Genomic DNA, 20,836 nt, shown 5'->3' on the forward strand with positions numbered 1-20,836 from the left:
TTCACCATCTGGGATTCAATTCTTTATCTTCAAACCAGTCGTTTCATCGAAATGACGTCTCTGTCCAACAAAGAAAAAGAAGAGTGTCAACTAAGTTAACACTCCATGCGACTGCCCGTCGCACAAAAAGACCGGAATAATCTCCAGTCTTTGTTTACTACATATTATTATATTAATAAATTAAATAAATCCATATCTTTATTAAGCTCTTTATATTTAAAGCCTTTTTTCTTCATTCTATTAATTAATGGTTCATAATCCATCCTGTTTTTAAGTTCCAATCCAACGAGAGCCGGTCCGTTGTCTTTATTATTCTTCTTCGTGTATTCGAATCGAGTAATATCGTCATCTGGACCCAAAACTTCATCCAGGAATTCACGTAATGCACCTGCACGTTGTGGAAAATTAACGATGAAATAATGCATTAATCCTTCATAAATCAAGGATTTTTCTTTCATTTCCTGCATTCTGCTGATATCATTATTACCGCCGCTGACGACGCAAACTACTGTTTTTCCTTTAATTTTATCTTTATTAAAATCAAGAGCAGCGATAGACAACGCTCCTGCAGGTTCTACAACAATGGCATTTTCATTATATAGTTCAAGAATGGTCGAGCAGACTTTTCCTTCAGGAACCACAGTTACTCCCGCCAACAACTCCTTACAAATCTCAAAATTCATCTCACCAACTGTTTTAACAGCGGCGCCATCAACAAATTTATCAATTTTATCGAGGGTAACAATTTCATTTTGATCCAGTGAAATTTTCATGGATGGAGCACCTTCCGGTTCAACTCCAATTATTTGAGTTTTTGGAGAAATGGCTTTAACGTAAGTACCAACCCCGGAAATGAGGCCGCCCCCACCAATTGCCGCAAATATATAGTCAACTTCCTCATCAATATCATTTAAGATTTCCATAGCCAGTGTTCCTTGACCAGCAATGACATGTGGATCATCGAATGGATGGATAAATACCTTCCCTTCTTGTTTACAGCACTCCATCGCTTTTTGAGAGGAATCATCAAATGTATCACCGATTAAGACGATTTCTACAAACTCTCCACCAAATCTTGTAACAGAGTTAATCTTTTGACGCGGTGTTGTGGATGGCATGAATATTTTCCCCTTAATTTTTAAAGCATTACAGGAATAAGCCACGCCTTGTGCATGATTTCCTGCACTTGCGCAAACAACCCCTTTCTTCCGTTCCTCTTCCGTTAAGCTTTGAATTTTATTATAGGCACCACGAAGTTTAAACGAACGAACAATTTGTAAATCTTCCCTTTTTAAATAAACATTACACTGATATCGTTCAGATAATATTTCATTTTTTTGTAATGGTGTATGGGTAACAATATCTTTTAAAGCATGATTTGCAATGATGATATCTTCAATTTGTACTTTCTTCATAACCTTTGTACCTTCCATCTTAGATAGTCCTTCTTTCTAAAGCTATTGTATACATAGAATTTTCATTCTATTATAACACGTTTTAGAGGGACTGAGAAAAGTATTTTCAAAACTCTTGCAATTTTCGGTAAATGCGAAAACGTTATCATTAAAATATAACCTGCAATTTAATGTAAAATTAAAAAATGGAAGAGCTCCATTTTTGATGATAGCTCTCCCATTCACCGCCAAAATTATGACAAAATTCTTTCATAAATAGCAAAATAATAATCATACGGATTTTTCTCGTCTTTAGGTCCTTTTTCCTTAGAAATAAGTGTCCAATCCGATTCTCTTACCAGCGGGAAATATGTATCCCCTTCAAATTCATGGTCAATTTCGGTTATATATAAGCGATCGGTAGAAGTTAAAACTTCTTTAAAAATTTCTGCACCACCGATGACACACACTTCCCCATTTGCTATTTTTTCTATATCAAAAACATCATCAATACTATGGATAATCGTGCAGCCCTCAGTCTGATACTCTCTGTTTTTCGTTAATATAATATTTTCCCGACCAGGTAATGGTCTTCCAATCGACTCATAGGTTTTTCTTCCCATTACGATTGCTTTCCCCATTGTTACTTTTTTAAAAAAAGCCAAATCCGCCGGCAGATGCCATGGTAATTGATTATTTTTGCCGATCACTCTGTTTTTATCCATTGCTACCACGATTGAAATCATTCGAAAGATCCTTTCCTATTCGATTCATATCTTCGATTTAATTGCTTTTGTTTTTGCTTTTCTCCAATAAATAAAAATAACACTAATAGTTGCAAGTAATACAAATACGATAAAGTAAACCCGATATTGGTCTATTATAAACTCGACTCGATGCCAATTTTTCCCCAATGTCCGGCCCAATGTTATGAAGGTAAATCCCCAAAACACCGCACCTGTATAGGCAAATAAGGCAAACTTTTTAAATGACATTGTGTTAATTCCGGCAAGATAAGCGGTAATATGACGTACACCGGGAATAAAATATCCTATAAACAATAAATAAGGGCCAAATTTTTCAAAGAGACGATGAGTCGTTTCGATCCTTTTTTCTGTAAAATGAAGTCTAGGTCCGAATTTATGTAAAAAGGGGCTACCTAATTTAATTCCTAAAAAATAACTAATCGAAATTCCAATGATGGCCCCAATAAATACACTAGCTAAAGATAAAACATAGGATAATTTTCCCAAAAATACGTTATATCCAATGTAAGTAAGCAAGAATTCATCAGGAATCGGCAAACCGACAATTCCCAAAATTAATAGGAACATAATTCCAAAGTATCCATAATGCTCCAACAAATAAATTAAATGGCTTTCCATTTATTCACAACCCATTTATCACACTGCTACCGGTGCTTTAATAGCCGGATATGGATCATATCCAATAAGTTCAATATCATCCATTTCAAAATCAAATACAGAGGTAACATTTGTGTTTAATTTTAAAGTTGGCAAGGGTTTTGGCTCCCTGCTTAACTGTGTATTAATTTGTTCAATATGATTCACATAAATATGGGCATCCCCAAATGTATGTACAAAATCACCAACCTGTAAGCCGCATTCCTGGGCTATTAAATGTGTTAATAACGCATAACTGGCGATATTGAAGGGCACTCCTAAGAAAATGTCGGCTGATCTTTGATAAAGCTGACAGCTTAGTTTTCCTTCTGCAACATAAAATTGGAATAAGCTATGACATGGAGGTAATGCCATGCCGGAAACCTCACCCGGATTATAGGCAACGACTAACAATCTTCGGCTGTCCGGATTTCTCTTAATTTCTTCGATAACATTTTTTAGCTGATCGATCATTTCTCCGCGTGCTGTCTCCCAGTTCCGCCATTGTTTTCCGTAAACCGGCCCAAGTTCACCATATTTCTTTGCAAATTCATCGTCTGATAAAATTCTTTCTTTGAACTTGTCCATCTCAATTTGATAGAGTTCATTAAATTGTTCATCGATAAGGCTGCGGCGACCAAAATCAGTCATATCGGGCCCATTGTACTCGCTGCTTTCTACCCAATTCTTAAAAGCCCACTCATTCCAAATATTATTATTATGCTGCAATAAATACCTGATATTAGTATCCCCTTTAATAAACCATAGAAGTTCACTGGCAATTAATCGAAAAGGAATACGTTTTGTTGTTAACAGTGGGAATCCCTGATTTAAGTCAAAACGCATTTGATAGCCGAACACAGATAAAGTGCCTGTACCAGTTCGGTCTTCTTTTTTAATCCCGTTATTTATAATGTGCTGGCACATTTGTAAATAAGCATTTTCTGGATGATGCAATGATGATACAACTCCTTTTATATAGTTCATTCCTTCTTTTGCACTCTATTATAACAAAAAGGCCCTTTACTGTGTAAAAACAGTTACAAAAAGAGAAAAACCGAACGTTAATAATTTTTTTAAAATTTTTGTTCGTTTTTTATAAAAACCCTCTTTTCAAGATTATTTTTCTAATATATAATGCAAATTACATTAAATAAAAATTACATAAGACTAGCTCGTATAATAGCTGGAATATGGCCAGCAAGTTTCTACCGGATTACCATAAATTTTCCGACTACGAGTAAGCTCATTTGGTTTAAGATTTAATACTTTTCATTTAAAGTATTATCTTTACTAGAATACTATATCCCAAACCTGTTGCTTACTCAAATTGAGAAACAACTGGTTTGGGCTTTTTTAGTTGAAAGGAGATAAACAGAAAAACTATGAGAGAATTACAAGAAAAAATCCGCCAAGAGGGAATTGTCCTACCGAATAACGTTTTAAAGGTTGATTCCTTTATTAACCATCAAATGGATCCAAAGTTAATGAAGAAAATCGGGGAGGAATTTGCAAAAAGATTCGAAAATGAAGGAATTACGAAGATTTTAACGATCGAATCATCCGGAATTGCGCCGGCCATTATGACTGCTTTAGAGTTCGATGTTCCAGTTGTTTTTGCTAGAAAGAGAAAACCTCTTACCGCTAGCGACCATTTATATTGTTCAAGTGTCTACTCCTATACTAAACAAGAAACAAATGAAATCACTGTTTCGAAGGATTATTTATTACAATCAGATACCGTTCTTATAATCGATGATTTTCTTGCAAATGGCCAAGCAGCTCTTGGATTAATCGATCTTGCCCGACAAGCGGGAGCAAAAGTAGCCGGTGTTGGGATTGTAATTGAGAAATCATTCCAGGAAGGTGCCGACCTAATTACAGCTAAAGGATTCCGCTTAGAATCACTTGCAAGAATTGAATCATTAGAAAACGGTGAAGTTTCTTTTAAAACTGAGGAATGTGTATCTATTTAACTATTTCTTTTATTGGAGGATTATATGAAAAACTCATTGAAAACATTCTCATTAGGTTTTCAGCATGTTTTAGCTATGTATGCTGGTGCGGTTATCGTACCTCTTATTGTGGGGGGTGCTTTAGGGTTATCATTTGAACAATTAACGTATCTTGTCTCAATTGATTTATTAGCATGCGGTATTGCTACACTTCTACAAGTTTGGAAAAATCGTTTTTTTGGTATCGGCCTGCCGATCATGCTTGGATGTACGTTCACAGCCGTTGGTCCAATGATTGCGATTGGTACACAATATGGTATATCTTCCGTTTACGGTGCGATTATTGTCTCAGGACTAATCGTTGTTTTGATCGCCCAATATTTCGGTAAGTTGCTTAAATTCTTCCCTCCTGTTGTAACTGGTTCCGTCGTTACAATCATTGGTATTACATTAATTCCCACCGCTATCAATAACATGGCTGGTGGACAAGGGAATCCAGAGTTTGGAAATCCGAAGTTTTTAATGCTTTCATTTGGTGTTTTAGTCATTATTTTATTACTAAACAAATTTTTCACTGGCTTTATTCGTTCTATCTCCATTTTATTAGGAATGATCATCGGTACGATTGCAGCTTCTTTTATGGGGCTCGTTGATTTTTCAAAAGTTGGCGAAGCTTCTTGGGTACATATGGTGCAGCCATTTTATTTTGGAACACCTACCTTTGAACTAACACCAATTTTAACGATGACCTTGGTTAATATTGTTAGTTTAATAGAATCTACAGGTGTGTACCTTGCGTTAAGCAGCATTTGCGGGCAAAAGCTATCGCAACAAGATTTAACAAAGGGCTACCGAGCAGAAGGATTGGCGATTATGCTCGGCGGTATATTTAACGCTTTACCTTATACAGCCTACTCGCAAAACGTCGGCCTTGTCCAGCTATCGGGAGTTAAATCGAAAAATACGATTTTTATGGCAGGCTTTATCCTTGTTATTTTAGGATTAGTTCCAAAAATTGCGGCCATTACTACCATAATTCCTGAGCCAGTACTAGGCGGTGCAATGGTAGCGATGTTCGGAATGGTAGTCGCTTATGGGATTAAGATGTTAAGCAATGTTAGTTTTGATACCCAAGGAAATTTATTAATTATTGCCTGCTCTGTTGGTATGGGCTTAGGTGTAACTACCGTTCCTGAAATGTTCGCTCAATTACCTTCCAGTGTTCAAATTTTAACAAGCAACGGGATCGTCGCCGGCAGCTTAACAGCAATTGCACTAAACATTATGTTTAATGTTATACCTAGCAGCAAAGCTGAAGGAAAAAATACCGTCGTTTCGATAGAAGGTCAGAAAGTTTCTTAAATTGCTCGTTACATTTGCGTGGTATCCTGTCTTCAATTTAATGCTTTTACATTTATCCTCACTAAAGTGGGCTCGATTTACTTTTGATGATAGATAACTTCCGTTTATCCTCACCAAAATGAACTCGGGCTCCTTTTGATAATAGATAACCTGCTTTTATCCTCACCAATATGGACTCGAGCTCCTTTTGATAATAGATAACCTGCTTTTATCCTCACCAATATGGACTCGAGCTCCTTTTGATGAGGGATAAGGCAGTTTTTGTTGTAAAAGTATGCTATATTTTGATAGAGTTAGTTTATTATGTTTATAAATGGTTTGATGGAGGTTTTTATGGATTACAGTCAGTTTAAAGAAATTGTTTTAGGCAGAAGAAGTGTAAGAAAATTCGAAGAAAAAGAAGTATCAAACGAAGATATTATTGAGTTAATTGATTGCGCTAGATACGCCCCTAGTGACACAAACTCACAAACATGGGAATTTATCGTGATTAAAGATAAGGAAAAGATAAAGAAGATCGAAGAATTAACTTGGGATGCCCTTCACGAAAGAGCGAAAGACGCAGAAGAACGTGGTTTAGATAGACCAGCTAAAATGCTGCTCAAATCATTTGGTCCTTATGCCACTGCTTTTTCAGATGCGCCTGTCTTGGTTATTTGCTTAGCAACACCATACGAATCTAAGTTTAGGGAAAAAGTGTTTAACCCGATCGACCTTGTTCCTGACGAAGTATGGCGAGAAGAAGGAATAAAAAGCAGCTGCCTAGCTTCCCAAAATTTAATGTTAGCAGCCCATGCCAAAGGATTGGGTACTTGTCCAATGACTGGCCCTGTTTTACTTGCTGAAGAACGATTACGCGGGTATTTACATATTGAAGAAAGTAAAACGATTAACATGGTTATTGCTTTAGGGTATCCAAAAGAAACACCAAAAAGATTGGCCCGTAAAGAAGTCGCAGATATCTTGAAGATTATTGAATAATAAAAAATAACGTTAAAAGCCACACTGCCCGGATTTCAATTCGGACAGTGCGGCTTTCTATTTTAATCCCAATTTTATAATGTTTGCTTACTTGTAAAACTTTCAGTTAATTGTGGAACGATTTGCTTCTTGCGTGATACAACACCTTGTAAAATCGCTAAATTATTATTTAATTTAACCTTAAAAGCTTCCTCAAGATTAGAAGTTGAATCTCCAAGAGCTAGCGCAATTGAATCACTCTTTAAAATATCCGTTACAACTAGAACGAATAAATCTAAGTTCTTTTCTTTAATAAATGCTGTCATAGCCTCTTCCAACTCTTGTTGACGTACAAGAATATCGTTTGGATCAATCGCATTTACCTGAGCAACTTGAACCCTTGCAGTTCCCATAGGAAACTCTTTAGAATCAAGTGTGATTAACTCAGCAGCAGTTTTTGAACTTAAATTAGTGCCAGCTTTTAACATTTCTAATCCATAATCTTCAGCATCTACACCCGCAATGGCTGCTAATTCTTTAGCAGCATCCACATCTTGCTGTGTACATGTCGGTGATTTAAATAATAATGAATCAGAAATAATAGCAGAAAGCATTAAGCCTGCAATTTCTTTTTCGATCGCAACGCCATTTTCTTTGTACATTTTGTTTAAAATGGTTGCTGTGCAACCAACCGGCTCAATACGGAAATACAAAGGATCCTTTGTTTCGAAGTTTGCGACACGGTGATGGTCAATTACTTCTGCGATTCGCACTTCTGTAATATCATTCGCACTTTGCTGACGCTCGTTATGGTCTACTAAAATAACCGTACTTACTTCAGAAGCAACTTGTTCAACCAAACGCGGTTCTTTTGCTCCAAAATAGTCAAGGGCGAATTTTGTTTCCCCGTTAATTTCTCCTAAACGGATTGCTTCCGTATTAAATCCTAATTTTGTTTTTAAGTCATTATAGACAATCGCAGAACAGATTGAATCTGTGTCAGGATTTTTATGACCGAGAATAAACACCTTTTCCATAAGATTACTCCTTTTCATTTGCAGTTTGCTCTTCATTCTAAGAAGATTTCCACTTTTAAATAACTAAATAATTTAAGTACATAGATATTTTACTGTAAAAATACAGGTAAGAAAAGTCAAAATTATTGTATCACATTACTTCTTTTTAAAAAAATATCGCTATAAAATAATTATATTTTTTAATATTGAGTACCATACCAGTTAAATTGTCACATTATGTTTATTTCCATATTATTAACAGGTTGTTGTTCAAGTTCTTTCTCACCATGTATTTTTAAAAAAAGCTTACGCGATGAACGTAAGCTTTTTTGTTTCTTGCTAGTTTTTATATTTAAACTTAGAAATCAATTGATTTAATTCTTCCGCTTTTGATGAAAGAGTATTGGCTGATGCTGTTATTTCTTGCATGGAAGCCATTTGTTCTTCTGTTGATGCAGCTACTTCTTCTGCTGTTGTAGCGTTCCCTTTTGCAATTACTGAAAGATCATTAATCGTAGCAGATACCTGCTGTACGGCAGCTGACATTTGCTCCGCTATCGCGGATACCTCTTCCATTTGCGGCGTAATTTCCTTTGTACTTTGAAGGATCCCATTAAATTTCTCTATTGCTTCATTTGAAACTTTAACCCCTACTTGGACATCATCTGTCACACGAGCCATAATTTGCACTGAACTTTCCGTGTCCTTTTGGATTCCTTCCACTATTGCAAGAATTTCTTTGGCAGATTGTTGCGATTGCTCCGCAAGCTTGCGCACCTCATCAGCTACGACTGCAAATCCACGGCCATGTTCTCCCGCTCTTGCAGCCTCAATTGCAGCATTTAGGGAAAGCAGATTCGTTTGCTCTGCGATACCAGTAATAACATCCAATATAGAACTTACTTCACGTGAACGCTCATATAGGGATTTAATCATCGTATTGGATTCGTTAACAGACGAATGAATGGAATTCATTTGGTTCACGGTATCCTGAACAGATTGGCCTCCAATTTCGGCTAGCGTAGTTGTATGGTTTGCAAGCTCGAATACTTTTTTAGAACTATCCACAATCCGATTGACACCATTGGAAACCTCTCCCAATGCTCTTGCATTATGTTCAACCTCGTATGTTTGTTTCTCAGCACTGCCTGCTACTTCTTGAACTGAAGCTGTCACTTGTTCAGTAGCCACATTTGTATGTTCAGCACTAGCCATTAATTCATCAGAGGAAGCTGAAACCTGTGCTGCTGTATTGGCTACTGTTTTAATGACCTCCTTCATATTAACAACCATTTCGTTGAAGCTTGCAGTTAAATTTCCAATTTCATCATTGGACTTCACTTCAAGAGGTTGACTGGTTAAATCACCGTTTGCTACAGTTTTCATACCTTCGGAAACTGCTAGAATTGGCTTTATCAATTTAGTAATAATAGAGTAAGCAAGAGCGATAATCAAAATGGACGAAATCACTATTATCAGATATGTTAGTTTTTCAATCGCATTAGATTCTTCCAAAGCTAATTTCTCGGGCATACTGATGCTTAACCCATAGCCCACCGTTTGAATTGGTGCATACGCAATTAAAAAGTTTTCATTTGATAGTTCAAATAAAGAAATTCCAGATTCAACTAAACTTTTTCTGAGCGCTGCTTTCAATGTACTACTGATAGAGGCTTCATCAATTGTTGAGTAAATATCTTCTTTATTAGGTGCTACTTGTAGGCGTTTTTCAGCATCTACAAGCGTAATACCAGAGGCTTTATCAATCCCATCCTTTAAAAATGTATCAACAAGAGCCTCAAAATTCGCGGACCCGGCTAGTACACCAATCACTTTTCCACCATTATCTTTTATTGGAGTAGCTACAACTACAATTCGATTGCCCGTTGCTTTAGATATTAATACTTCAGAGTAGGATGACTCGCCTTTTGTTAATGCCGCTTGAACATAGGAACGGTCACTATAATCAGAGCCGATATTTTTCGGGGTTGTATGAGAAATAACAGTCCCTTTAGAATTAACGATAAAATTGGTCTCAAAGACTTCTGATCTTTCGTTAACAATTGAAATAAACGGGAAAATCCGTTCATTATCCATTGATTTAATGGTTTCTGTTTCCGCTACTAGTTGTAGTTCAGCCATTTGAGTCCGGAACCATTCATCCATTGCCTGTGCTTTACTTAAAACGAGGCCATGCATTGATTCTTTTTCTTTAGAAATAGTGATTTTGCTGTTTAAGTTAGATACTAACAAAGAAACGATTAATAAAGGAATCAATGATACTAATAAAAATGATGCTATAAATTTTGTTCGGATACTATTGGAACTAAACCTTTTCTTTTCAACCATAAATACTACGACTCCCCTTACATTAACTTAAAGCTAGATAAATATAATGGTATAATTATTCACGACAAAAAACAACAAAATATTACAAATATTTTTACGATAAGCGGGAGTTTTTTGTTTATATGGAATACAAAAGGATGTCCCCGTGAACGTTAGTGACACCCTCTTTTACATTTAACATATTCTAGGAAGTTGCATACCTACTAGTCTATTCAACCTCCTTTTACTTCCAATCGGGGTAGTTATAAAAAGCTGCCCTTTATCCTTTGATGTAACCTTACCGATCACACAGGCATCCTTTCCCTCATTATGTCGCTGTAACACATGCAATACTTTATCTTCATCCTCTTTTGCGACTATGAATATGATCTTACCCTCGTTTGCCAGATAAAGAGGGTCAAAACCTAAAATATCAGAGGCACCATGTACTTGGTTTTTAATAGGTATCGATCTTTCCTCAATCTCCATTGTGATCTGGAAATCCTCACATATTTCCACTAGTGTTGTAGCTAACCCTCCACGCGTTGGGTCTCTCATCATTTTCACATGATTAGAAACGTTCAAAACGTCTTGAATCATATGGTTAAGGGAAGCACAATCGCTCGAAAGGTCGGTCTGGATTCCAAGTTCACCACGGGCACTTAAAATCGCAATCCCATGATCGCCAATGGTCCCACTAATAATAATGGAATCACCCTCTTTGATACTTTCAGGCTTGACACGTTTTTCTTCGGATTCAAAAATCCCTATTCCAGTAGTGTTAATGTAAAGTCCGTCTGCACTTCCCCGTTCAACTACCTTCGTATCTCCTGCAACAATCCGAACTCCAGCTTTTTTAGCCTCCTGAAACATGGACTCCACGATGCTTTTTAAATCACTGATTGGAAATCCCTCTTCGATAATAAAGGAAGCTGTTAAATACTCAGGCTTAGCACCTGTTACTGCAAGATCGTTCACAGTGCCGGCAACCGCTAGCTTGCCTATATTTCCGCCGGGGAAAAAGATCGGCCTGACTACAAAACTATCTGTTGTAAAGGCTATTTCAGCCCTTGAAAGGGATAGTGGAGCTGCATCTAATTGTGCTTCCTTTTGATGTCCAAAGTTCCTTACAAAAACATCCTGAATAAGTTTATGGGCCCATTCACCGCCATCACCATGTGCTAAACTAATCCGTTCACTCATAATTATTCCTCCCTCATGTATTGGTAATGGGCAGCACAACTACCTTCACCAGACACCATACACGGTCCAATTGGGTTTGCTGGTGTACAGGCCTTTCCAAATAATTTACAATCCTCAGGACCAACTAAGCCACAAATAATTTCACCACAACGGCATTTTGTCTTTTTAGGCTCGCCAACCTGAACCTCAAATCTATTTTTTGCATTTAAATTTGCAAAATTATCATGGATATCTAACCCGCTATTCGGAATGATCCCTAATCCACGCCAAGCTTCATCACAAGGCTTGAAATACGTTTCCAAAATCTTTTGAGTAACTGGGTTGCCATCCTCAGTCACAATCCTTTTATAGTTATTAATTATATCGACTCGTTCTTCAAGCAATAGATCGATAAGATGATAGATTCCACTTAGAAGCTCGACGGGCTCAAAAGCAGTAATAACACCAGGAATCTTATATTCATCAACCAAATACTGGTACCCTTTTCTTCCTAAGACAATTGAAACATGGCCTGGTAGCATAAAGCCATCGACTTTTACTTCACCAGCATCTAATAAAGTGCGGAGAACAGGCTCAACAAGCTTTGTTGTGACCCACATTGAAAAGTTTTTAACTTGTTTTTCATAAGCAGTCTTTAAAGCCACCCCTAAGATCGGGATTGTCGTTTCAAACCCTACACCTAAAAAGATAACTTCTTTAGTAGGATTTTCCTCCGCAATTCGAACAGCATCAGTTGGTGAATAGATAATACGGATATCTGCACCTTCAGTTTTTGCTTCCATTAAGGTTCGCTTTGTACCCGGAACACGGATCATATCACCAAATGTACAAATGATGCGATTTTCTCCATTCGCTAACTCAATCATAGCATCAATTGATTTTTGATCGGTTACACAAACAGGACAACCCGGTCCGGAAATTAATTTGACATGGGCCTGAAGAGCCTTTTTTACTCCTGTGCGAGCTAAAGCCATCGTGTGTGAACCACAAACCTCCATAAAAGCTGGTTTATGACCATATTTTTCTTCGAATTTTTTTGCATGTTGTATCGTTTTTTCAAGAAGTCTTTTGCTAATTTCCGGATTAGATGTTTGTTCAAGCATCTCTAACATCAGCAAGCTTCCTCCATTCATCCATGCTTTCTTTTGCGAATTTTTCATCGATAATGGACATGGCTTGTCCAGCATGAACAACAACAAAATCATCAATTTCAACTTCTGGAACAAAAATGATACCAACCGTCATCCGTGAACCCATCACATCTACGACAGCACTATATTCTTGTTTTTCAAGAACTTTAGCAGGTACACCTACGCACATCGAAATATCTCCTTTCATCTTGCGCATAATTCAATCAGTTTTGTGCTGAGGCAACCTTTAGTTGCCCTAAGGAAAGACCCCCATCATTACAAGGAACTTGTTTATGGGTATACACTCTAAAACCTTCCATTTCTAGAATTCTTTTCATTTGTGTTACTAAAAACGGATTATGAAAACTACCGCCTGACAAAACTACCTTACGATTTGCTTGAGGCAACTGGGTACTCATTATTTTAATGCAATCTCGACAAGCTTTTACAATGGTTTCGTGGAAGGCATGGATAATTTCTTTCTTGTTACGACCGTTTACATAATCGTGAACAATTCCTGAAAGACATCGTGCAAAATCAATTTCAAGCAGTTCTCCCACCCTATTAAACTGATAACCATAGCCATTATTCGATAAGGACGCCGTTGCATCCATTAGTTCTGAAAGCTTGATAGCAGCTTCTCCATCATAGCTGGAAGTTGTACAAACTCCTAAGATTGCACTTACAGCATCAAAAAGTCGACCACATGAACCTGCAAGAGGACTATTGAGAGTTTTTTCGATCATGTTATGAATAATGCCAATTTCATATTTTTTTTCAGGAAATAGCTGTTCAGATACCTTTTTTCCCTCTACCCCAAAATGTTCAATCAGCATTCCTACCGCGATTCTCCATGGCTCTTTAATCGCCTTTTCTCCTCCTGGAAGTGGAGTATAGCGCAAATGGGCTAAACGTTTGTAATTTACGGCATCACCGTATAAAATTTCGAATCCCCAAACATTCCCATCCTCCCCGTATCCGGTTCCATCAAGGATAATCCCAAAGCAACACTCGTCCACTCCATTGTCAACCATACAAGAAACATGATGGGCATGATGGTGCTGGACTTCGACAACCTTGGAAGGATTAAACTTATCCAACAATTCACGAACGGTATAACCGGGATGCTTATCGATTGCAATTACAGGGTTTTCAAATGGCCCCATCCATTGAAGGAGATGGTCTAATTCTTGGTTATAGTGCTGAAGCATATTGTAATGGTTCATATCCCCAATATGTGGCCCGACAAAAATCTCATGATGTCTTCCAATTGCAAATGTATTTTTTTGCTGGGAACCAAAAGCAAGAACACCGTGATGACTATTCTTTGTATAAATCGGGTCAGGGACATATCCTCTCGCCCGTCGTAAAAATGTTATTTCACTATTAATCACCTGAATTACGGAGTCATCAATAGGGTGCTTGATTTTTCGATTTCCCGTCAACACATAATCAGCGATATCACCTAAATAATCAAACGCTTCATCATCCTTATATAGCATTGGCATCCCAGATGGATTGGCACTTGTCATCACAAGATAGTCCAGCTTGCTTTCAGCGAATAACAGGTGATGTAGTGGCGTATAAGGAAGCATGACACCGAGAGTCTTGATTCCAGGTGCCAGAGCTGTTGGTAATTGATGCGGTTGCTTTTGTCTAAGAACGACAATTGGAGCTTCTGTTGAGATTAAAGCTTTTTCCTCAAGTGAATTCACTTCACAACTTGTTTTTACCAACTCTATATTTTTCACCATAATTGCCAATGGTTTTTGTGGTCTTGTTTTTCTTCTCCTTAGTTCCTCAATTGCTTTTTGATTCGTTGCATCGCAAGCAAGATGATAGCCACCAATCCCTTTTACCGCCAATATTTTTCCCGCTTTCAACTGCTCCTTAGCTAAATGAATAGCCTCGGACCCAGTAGCCTCTTTTTTACCATTTATTGAATAAAGAGTAACCTTTGGTCCACAAAACGGACATGCGATTGGTTGGGCATGGTGGCGGCGGTTTGTTGGATCGTTGTATTCATTTCGGCATTTTTCACACATTTCAAATTCACGCATGACTGTAAAGGTGCGGTCATATGGTAATTCATCAATAATTGTGTAACGTGGTCCGCATTGGGTGCAATTAATAAACGGATACTGAAACCGAAAATTTGTAGGATCATTCATTTCCTTTAAGCAATCATCACAAACCGATGCATCGACAGGAATCACAAGTGAAGATGTACCCAACCGTTCACTTGGAATAATAGTAAAATCTTGAAAGTTAGAATAAGAGAGTTCTTCGCTCTCTATTGAATCCATTCTGCTTAAGCGTGGACTCTTATTTTCTAGTTCATCCAACATATAACACAGTGTTTTTTCCTGCCCTTCCAATACTAAGCGAACACCATCCATATTATTTTGCACAGTTCCTTTCAAACCATACTTTTTCGCAAGTTGATAGACAAAGGGACGGAATCCCACACCTTGAACCCGTCCTTTTATTCTTACTAAGATTGCCTTTGGCATTGTTGATAGGCACTCCTGATCCAATTGATCCATTGATCCATCCCCTCATCTGTTCTAGCGGATACTATCATTAGACTAGAATCAGGATTAATTCCTTTTAAATCTTCTATAGCTTGTTCAACACTAAAATCCAAATACGGAAGAAGATCAATCTTATTGAGAATGACCATTTCAGTGCGACGGAACATCACTGGATATTTAGGAATTTTATCATTTCCTTCAGGAACACTTAATATCGCTATTTTATGATTTTGACCTAGATCATAGCCTGATGGGCAAACGAGGTTCCCTACATTCTCAATAAACAATATATCAAAATGCTCTAGATCAAATTGTGGTAAAGTCTTCGCTATCATTCTAGCATCCAAATGACAGCCGCCACCGGTATTAATTTGAACCGCCTGTGCTCCAGCCTCACGAATTCGGTTGGCGTCTATTTCTGTGGCTAGATCACCTTCTATAACACCAATGCGAAATTCATTAGAAAGGCAGGCCACTGTTTTCTGCAGCAGTGTTGTTTTACCGGCACCTGGTGAACTCATAAGGTTGATTACGAGAATATTATTTTTTACGAATTGTTCTCTATTAAAAGCTGCTGCTGTGTTATTGTCTACTAGTACATCTTCTCCTAAGATAACTTTCATCGTCTTTTTCCTCCTTATTCCCCTTCATACGAATCTACTTTAAATGTTTCACCTGAGATCAACCTTCCAGTAGGTATATGACATTCCGGACAAACTGCAATCCTTTGATCAGGCACATACTCTCTTTGACAAAGCGAACAAATAGCTTTCGCTTCCTCACGATGGATCACTAATTGGGAGTATTCGTTTAAAAAGTCAATGCCTTGCCTTTTATAGATATCAAAGGCCATCTCCAGTGCATCAGGTAAAGCATTACTCAAATCTCCAACAATTAAATGTACTTTATTCACCTTTCTTATGCTTTGATTTTTGGCATTTGTACCAACGATGTTTAATATATCACCCATTAAAGCCATTTCATGCATATACATCTTCCTTATAGTGGTAAATATTGTAAAATTTAAAGAATACCAATAAACCAAATGCCGTTTTCACATTTTGCCCGGTATTCTTTTAGTTGTAATTCACCTTGCCTCTCCTTGACTTTGAATGAAGTATCACATTGAAAACATTTTAAACTTTCATCATAACTTAGCCAATGAACAATTATATGACATTTTTGACACACCTTTTCATAAATGCGAACATCTTCACCATTAAAAAATGATAGAAAATGTTTGTTTGCAATATATAAATCCTTGTAGCCAACTGCGTCATCTAACTCTTTTCCTTGGATTGGAATCCACTCAATCCCTGCCAAATCGTCAATCCATCGATCAACCTTTTTTATATCCTCCTCAACAAAAGGCACACTAATTTCCTTAACTGTATTTACGAGGCTCTTTTTGACATAAGAAAAAAAACCTAAGCGATCCATTTTAGTTGCTCCACTTCTTCACTTGCTCTACAACCGCAATCACTAAATCTGGTAATACAGCACGTACAGTATCAGACAATTCAACACCTAATACTAATGATTCCGGTTGAACGCCAATCATAACCATTTCATTTGGTAATTTGTCACGAATCTTTGATGCAAATAAAACTTCTTGAAAGCCTACTTGATGAATTGACATTTTCACTCCAAAATACTGTGGAATATCATCATTACTAATTGTAATTAATGTTCCTCCCGCTTCTCCGGCATTAATAGCATCGATAATTAATAAATAGTCGGCTTCTTCCACTGGTCCTAAAAGGCGCATACCGTCTGTAGCCCCTTCAATAATCTCAACATTTTCAAAGCCCGCTAAGGCGTTTTCGAGTAAAGGCAACACATGGATAGCAACACCCTCATCAGAATAGAGGGTGTTGCCGATTCCAAGTATTGAGATTTTATTAGTTTGCTTGTTTTTTAGTTTTGTCAATTTCTCCACCTTCAATATGTTCTTGCTCATGCTTGTAGCCAGTAAAAATGGATGACAATGTTCCATTCTTTTGTAACCAATCCTCACGAAATGCCATGTAAACATGGACGATCATAAAGACCATAAAGCCCCATGCCGCAATATGATGCCAAGAACGGATTGTAAAGCTGTTACCAAATACGTAAGGAACCCAGCTGAATAGTTTTCCCAAAGTCGATTCAGGTTGTGGCTCAAGAAACATATAAAATCCCGTAAAAATAACAATGATTGAACCAACGCCAATAAAGAGCCAATAGCTCAATTGGGCTAACGGGTTATGTCCGATGTAGTGCTTTTTCTTGTTTGGTAAGAATAAATAAGACTTTAATGTTTCAAAGATGCCGAGCCAAAAGTCTTTTCTTAGTAGGTTGGAAGTTGCGTACTCATTCCCTGCAAATACCCAATACCAACGAATAACCAAATTAAATGTGAAAATAAACGCTGTAACAAAGTGAACGATTCGGACCCAGCCCATTAAAAAGTTGTACGAGGCCTCTTCAGGGATAGGGGCACTAACGAACGGTCTGCCAATATAAATCCCAGTTACCATTAAAATGATAATAGCCGCTGCATTAATCCAGTGAAAAACACGGACCGGGGCCTGCCAAACATAAATATGCCCCCCCTTCTTTTCGGAAATTCTTAATCCATCCGGGTCGAACGCTTTATTAGAAGGGTTAATCATCAGTTGAACCCCCTTTTATCCTAATTTAATTTCAGTTGTCTTATTGTTTTCCAGGTCTGTTAAATGAACCGCACAGGCTAGACACGGGTCAAAGGAATGAATAATCCGGATAATTTCCAACGGCAGATTGGGATCATGAACAGGAGTTCCAGCCAAAGAAGCTTCATATGCCCCGATTTTACCGTTTCCATCAATTGGGGAAGCATTCCATGTAGTAGGTACAACAGCCTGATAACTTTTCACCTTTGCATCCTCTATGACTACCCAGTGTCCGAGCGAACCACGAGGCGCTTCCACCCAGCCAACTCCTTTTGCCTGATTCTGCCATGTTTTTGGTTCCCATTTTGTACGGTCAAATGTAACTTGGTCACCATTCTTTATGTTGGTTAATAACTGGTCCATATCCTCTCTCATCCATTTTGCAACTAAGACTGATTCTAAGCCGCGTGCAACTGTACGACCTAATGCAGATTGAAGAGCCTCTATTCCAACGCCTAATTTTTCTAATGTTGCATCAACAATTTCCACAATCTCCTTTTGCCCTTTTGCATATCCTACGATTAATCTAGCTAATGGACCTGTCTCCATCGGCTCTTCCTTCCAGCGCGGAGCTTTAATCCAGCTGTATTTTTCAGCCGTATTCAATTCCGTAAAAGGAGCTTTAGGTCCAGTGTAATTTAAGGTTGTTTCACCCTCCCACGGATGCTTTCCACCATTATCCTTACCATCATAGGAATACCAAGAGTGATCAATAAACTCCTTGACCTGCTCAGGATCCGTTGGATCGATATCCAATACCTTCGTTAAGTCCCCATTTAAAATGACTCCCCGTGGCATACGGTAGGTGTTAACATCCCGAATATCACCAGTTGCAAAGTCTCCATATGATAAATAGTTATTTAGGCCCCCACCGTATAACCAGTCCTTATAGTAAGAACCGATTGCTAATAGATCTGGTATATATACCTTGTTTACAAACTCATTAGCCTCGTCTATTAGCTGTGAAACGTGCATTAAACGCTCAGCATGGATACCGTTATCACTATTAATATCAATCGGTGTAGCCATACCACCGACAACATAATGTGGATGCGGATTTTTACCACCAAAGATTGTATGTATTTTAACGATTTCCTTTTGCCAATCCAATGCTTCTAAGTAGTGGGCTACTGCTAGTAAATTCACTTCCGGCGGAAGTTTATATTCAGGGTGTCCCCAGTATCCGTTAGCAAAAATGCCCAATTGACCACTATCAACGATTTTTTGTACTTTTTCTTTGATTTCTTTAAAATAACCAGGTGATGATTTAGGCCAGTCGGAGATCGATTGGGCAATGCGGCTCGTTTCATTTGGATCTGCGTTTAAAGCACTGACGATATCTACCCAGTCAAGTGCATGTAAATGATAGAAATGAACGACATGGTCATGGACAAACACTGCCGCGTTCATAATATCGCGAATTAAATGGGCATTTTTGGGAATTTTAATATCTAGCGCATCCTCAACCGAACGGATGGATGCCAATGCATGTGTTGTTGTACAAACTCCACAGATACGCTGAACAAACGCCCAAACATCACGTGGATCCCGGTCTTTAACGATTAATTCAATTCCACGCACCGCTGTTCCAGAGCTGTACGCTCTCTCGATTACACCATTATTTATATCCGCTTCAATCCGTAAGTGACCCTCTATACGTGTAACTGGATCGACTACAATACGTTGTGCCATTTATATTTCACCTCTACCGTAAACTATTGTTTTTGTTTTTCATCCATCTTTTTCTTTACTGCAGTAGCTGTAGCATGTGCAGCAACACCGACAGCTGTCACACCTGCGGCATATAGTCCAACCTTCTCAGGATTAAATGTCGTTTGGCCTCCAGGGATTTCAGCAAGCCGCTCAAAGAATGGACCGTTATCCCAGAAATTTTTCTCTGAACAACCAATACACGGGTTACCAGATTGGATTGGATAACTAACGCCGCCATTCCAGCGCATTTCAGCACAGGAGTTATACGTAGTTGGTCCTTTACAGCCAACTTTATAAAGACAATAACCTTGTTTTGCTCCTTCATCATCAAATGATTCCACAAATAAACCAGCATCAAAATAGGCACGACGATTACATTTATCATGAACCCGGTGACGGTAAAACGCCTTCGGTCTGCCATGATGGTCAAGCTCTGGTACTGTACCAAAAGTAATAAAATGGGCAATCACACCCGTCATTACTTCCGCAATCGGCGGACAACCCGGCACTAAAATGACCGGCTTGTTTTTGACAATATCCCTTACAGAAACAGCCTTTGTCGGGTTTGGATAAGCGGCTGGTATGCCTCCCCAGGAAGAGCAACTACCATAAGTAATAACCGCCATGGCATCTTTTGCTGTTTCAAGCAAAGTATCTTTAGCAGAATGTCCACCGACAGTGCAATAATAATCTTCTCCAGGGACACTGCCTTCTACACAAAGGATGTACTCACCAGGATAATTTTTAATAACATGCTTTCGGGCTGCTTCTACTTGATGTCCAGATGCCACCGATAATAGTTCAGTGTACTCAAGTGAGACCATATCAAGTAAAACGCTTTCAGCCTTCGGATGAGTAGAACGGATAAACGACTCAGAACAACCGGTACAATCTTGAAATTGTAACCATATAACAGGCACCCTTTTCTTAGTTTCCATTGCTTTAACAACATGGTCGGTTTGGGAAAAGTCCAACCCCATTGTTGCAGCTAACGCTGTACACATCTTTAAAAAGTTTCGACGAGATATCCCTCGTTCCAGTGCAGTTTCATAGATGGACTTTCTTTCATTCATAAGCAATCTCCCTCCAAGCGAAGCTCCATTCTTTAAGGAAAAACAAATAAAAAATAGGAGGTTATATTTACC

The 20,836-nt window shown here is 38.1% G+C and carries 20 protein-coding genes and 1 riboswitch; of the genes, 3 read left to right on the plus strand and 17 right to left on the minus strand.

The window, feature by feature from the left end:
* Positions 1 to 167: 167 nt before the first annotated feature.
* The 4 genes from ilvA to P9E47_RS20830 form a co-directional block, all read right to left on the minus strand.
* Positions 168 to 1,433 carry a threonine ammonia-lyase IlvA gene (gene ilvA / locus P9E47_RS20815; RefSeq protein WP_003330174.1) on the minus strand — a complete coding sequence of 422 codons (1,266 nt, stop codon included), beginning with the start codon at positions 1,431 to 1,433 and terminating at the stop codon, positions 168 to 170.
* Positions 1,434 to 1,648: 215 nt separating this feature from the next.
* Positions 1,649 to 2,140, minus strand: coding sequence for a dihydrofolate reductase (locus tag P9E47_RS20820; protein ID WP_003330173.1), 492 nt, complete (start codon positions 2,138 to 2,140; stop codon positions 1,649 to 1,651).
* A 24-nt stretch (positions 2,141 to 2,164) separates the two neighbouring features.
* Complete coding sequence (locus P9E47_RS20825) at positions 2,165 to 2,779, minus strand: DedA family protein (RefSeq protein ID WP_003330170.1); 615 nt, start codon at positions 2,777 to 2,779, stop codon at positions 2,165 to 2,167.
* Positions 2,780 to 2,797: 18 nt separating this feature from the next.
* Entirely contained in the window at positions 2,798 to 3,784 is a 987-nt protein-coding gene (locus tag P9E47_RS20830) for a thymidylate synthase (protein ID WP_326164734.1), read from the minus strand.
* Positions 3,785 to 3,952: 168 nt separating this feature from the next.
* Positions 3,953 to 4,054: riboswitch (purine riboswitch) on the plus strand.
* Between the two features lie 128 nt (positions 4,055 to 4,182).
* Between P9E47_RS20830 and P9E47_RS20835 the strand changes: the two genes are divergently transcribed.
* From P9E47_RS20835 to P9E47_RS20845, 3 genes are all read left to right on the plus strand, one after another.
* Positions 4,183 to 4,773 (plus strand): xanthine phosphoribosyltransferase, encoded by a 591-nt coding sequence (locus tag P9E47_RS20835; protein ID WP_003330168.1) that lies wholly within the window; start codon positions 4,183 to 4,185, stop codon positions 4,771 to 4,773.
* A 24-nt stretch (positions 4,774 to 4,797) separates the two neighbouring features.
* Positions 4,798 to 6,114 (plus strand): nucleobase:cation symporter-2 family protein, encoded by a 1,317-nt coding sequence (locus P9E47_RS20840; protein ID WP_003330167.1) that lies wholly within the window; start codon positions 4,798 to 4,800, stop codon positions 6,112 to 6,114.
* Between the two features lie 333 nt (positions 6,115 to 6,447).
* Entirely contained in the window at positions 6,448 to 7,095 is a 648-nt protein-coding gene (locus P9E47_RS20845) for a nitroreductase family protein (protein ID WP_003330166.1), read from the plus strand.
* Between the two features lie 74 nt (positions 7,096 to 7,169).
* Here the strand turns inward: P9E47_RS20845 and P9E47_RS20850 are convergent, their stop codons facing one another.
* The 13 genes from P9E47_RS20850 to P9E47_RS20910 form a co-directional block, all read right to left on the minus strand.
* The gene (locus tag P9E47_RS20850; protein WP_003330165.1) at positions 7,170 to 8,111 is read right to left on the minus strand and encodes a manganese-dependent inorganic pyrophosphatase; all 942 of its coding nucleotides are present in this window, start codon (positions 8,109 to 8,111) and stop codon (positions 7,170 to 7,172) included.
* 318 nt (positions 8,112 to 8,429) lie between these two features.
* Positions 8,430 to 10,439 carry a methyl-accepting chemotaxis protein gene (locus tag P9E47_RS20855; RefSeq protein WP_003330164.1) on the minus strand — a complete coding sequence of 670 codons (2,010 nt, stop codon included), beginning with the start codon at positions 10,437 to 10,439 and terminating at the stop codon, positions 8,430 to 8,432.
* Positions 10,440 to 10,613: 174 nt separating this feature from the next.
* Positions 10,614 to 11,621 carry a hydrogenase expression/formation protein HypE gene (hypE, locus tag P9E47_RS20860; RefSeq protein ID WP_326164736.1) on the minus strand — a complete coding sequence of 336 codons (1,008 nt, stop codon included), beginning with the start codon at positions 11,619 to 11,621 and terminating at the stop codon, positions 10,614 to 10,616.
* Positions 11,622 to 11,623: 2 nt separating this feature from the next.
* Positions 11,624 to 12,733, minus strand: a complete 1,110-nt coding sequence (gene hypD / locus P9E47_RS20865) for a hydrogenase formation protein HypD (protein ID WP_003330162.1) — start codon at positions 12,731 to 12,733, stop codon at positions 11,624 to 11,626.
* Positions 12,717 to 12,941 (minus strand): HypC/HybG/HupF family hydrogenase formation chaperone, encoded by a 225-nt coding sequence (locus P9E47_RS20870; protein WP_003330161.1) that lies wholly within the window; start codon positions 12,939 to 12,941, stop codon positions 12,717 to 12,719. Before P9E47_RS20870 ends, hypD begins: the two co-directional genes overlap by 17 nt.
* A gap of 34 nt (positions 12,942 to 12,975) precedes the next feature.
* Positions 12,976 to 15,264: a carbamoyltransferase HypF gene (hypF, locus tag P9E47_RS20875; protein WP_326164805.1), complete on the minus strand. Its 2,289-nt coding sequence runs from the start codon at positions 15,262 to 15,264 to the stop codon at positions 12,976 to 12,978.
* On the minus strand, positions 15,246 to 15,908 hold the full coding sequence (gene hypB / locus P9E47_RS20880; RefSeq protein ID WP_003330159.1) for a hydrogenase nickel incorporation protein HypB: 663 nt from the start codon (positions 15,906 to 15,908) through the stop codon (positions 15,246 to 15,248). The genes hypF and hypB overlap by 19 nt, the downstream gene beginning before the upstream one ends.
* A gap of 14 nt (positions 15,909 to 15,922) precedes the next feature.
* Positions 15,923 to 16,273: a hydrogenase maturation nickel metallochaperone HypA/HybF gene (locus P9E47_RS20885; protein ID WP_003330157.1), complete on the minus strand. Its 351-nt coding sequence runs from the start codon at positions 16,271 to 16,273 to the stop codon at positions 15,923 to 15,925.
* Between the two features lie 35 nt (positions 16,274 to 16,308).
* Positions 16,309 to 16,725 carry a hypothetical protein gene (locus tag P9E47_RS20890; protein WP_003330156.1) on the minus strand — a complete coding sequence of 139 codons (417 nt, stop codon included), beginning with the start codon at positions 16,723 to 16,725 and terminating at the stop codon, positions 16,309 to 16,311.
* 1 nt (position 16,726) lies between these two features.
* The gene (locus P9E47_RS20895; RefSeq protein WP_003330155.1) at positions 16,727 to 17,215 is read right to left on the minus strand and encodes a HyaD/HybD family hydrogenase maturation endopeptidase; all 489 of its coding nucleotides are present in this window, start codon (positions 17,213 to 17,215) and stop codon (positions 16,727 to 16,729) included.
* A complete protein-coding gene (cybH, locus tag P9E47_RS20900; RefSeq protein WP_003330154.1) occupies positions 17,187 to 17,939 on the minus strand; it encodes a Ni/Fe-hydrogenase, b-type cytochrome subunit in 753 nt (250 codons plus the stop codon). Before cybH ends, P9E47_RS20895 begins: the two co-directional genes overlap by 29 nt.
* Before the next feature lie 15 nt (positions 17,940 to 17,954).
* Positions 17,955 to 19,670, minus strand: a complete 1,716-nt coding sequence (locus P9E47_RS20905) for a nickel-dependent hydrogenase large subunit (protein ID WP_326164738.1) — start codon at positions 19,668 to 19,670, stop codon at positions 17,955 to 17,957.
* Positions 19,671 to 19,693: 23 nt separating this feature from the next.
* Complete coding sequence (locus P9E47_RS20910; RefSeq protein ID WP_326164740.1) at positions 19,694 to 20,764, minus strand: hydrogenase small subunit; 1,071 nt, start codon at positions 20,762 to 20,764, stop codon at positions 19,694 to 19,696.
* Positions 20,765 to 20,836: the final 72 nt, after the last annotated feature.

It is taken from the genome of Schinkia azotoformans, from assembly GCF_035811335.1.
In the GTDB taxonomy this organism is placed as follows: Bacteria; Bacillota; Bacilli; order Bacillales; family Bacillaceae_J; genus Schinkia; species Schinkia azotoformans.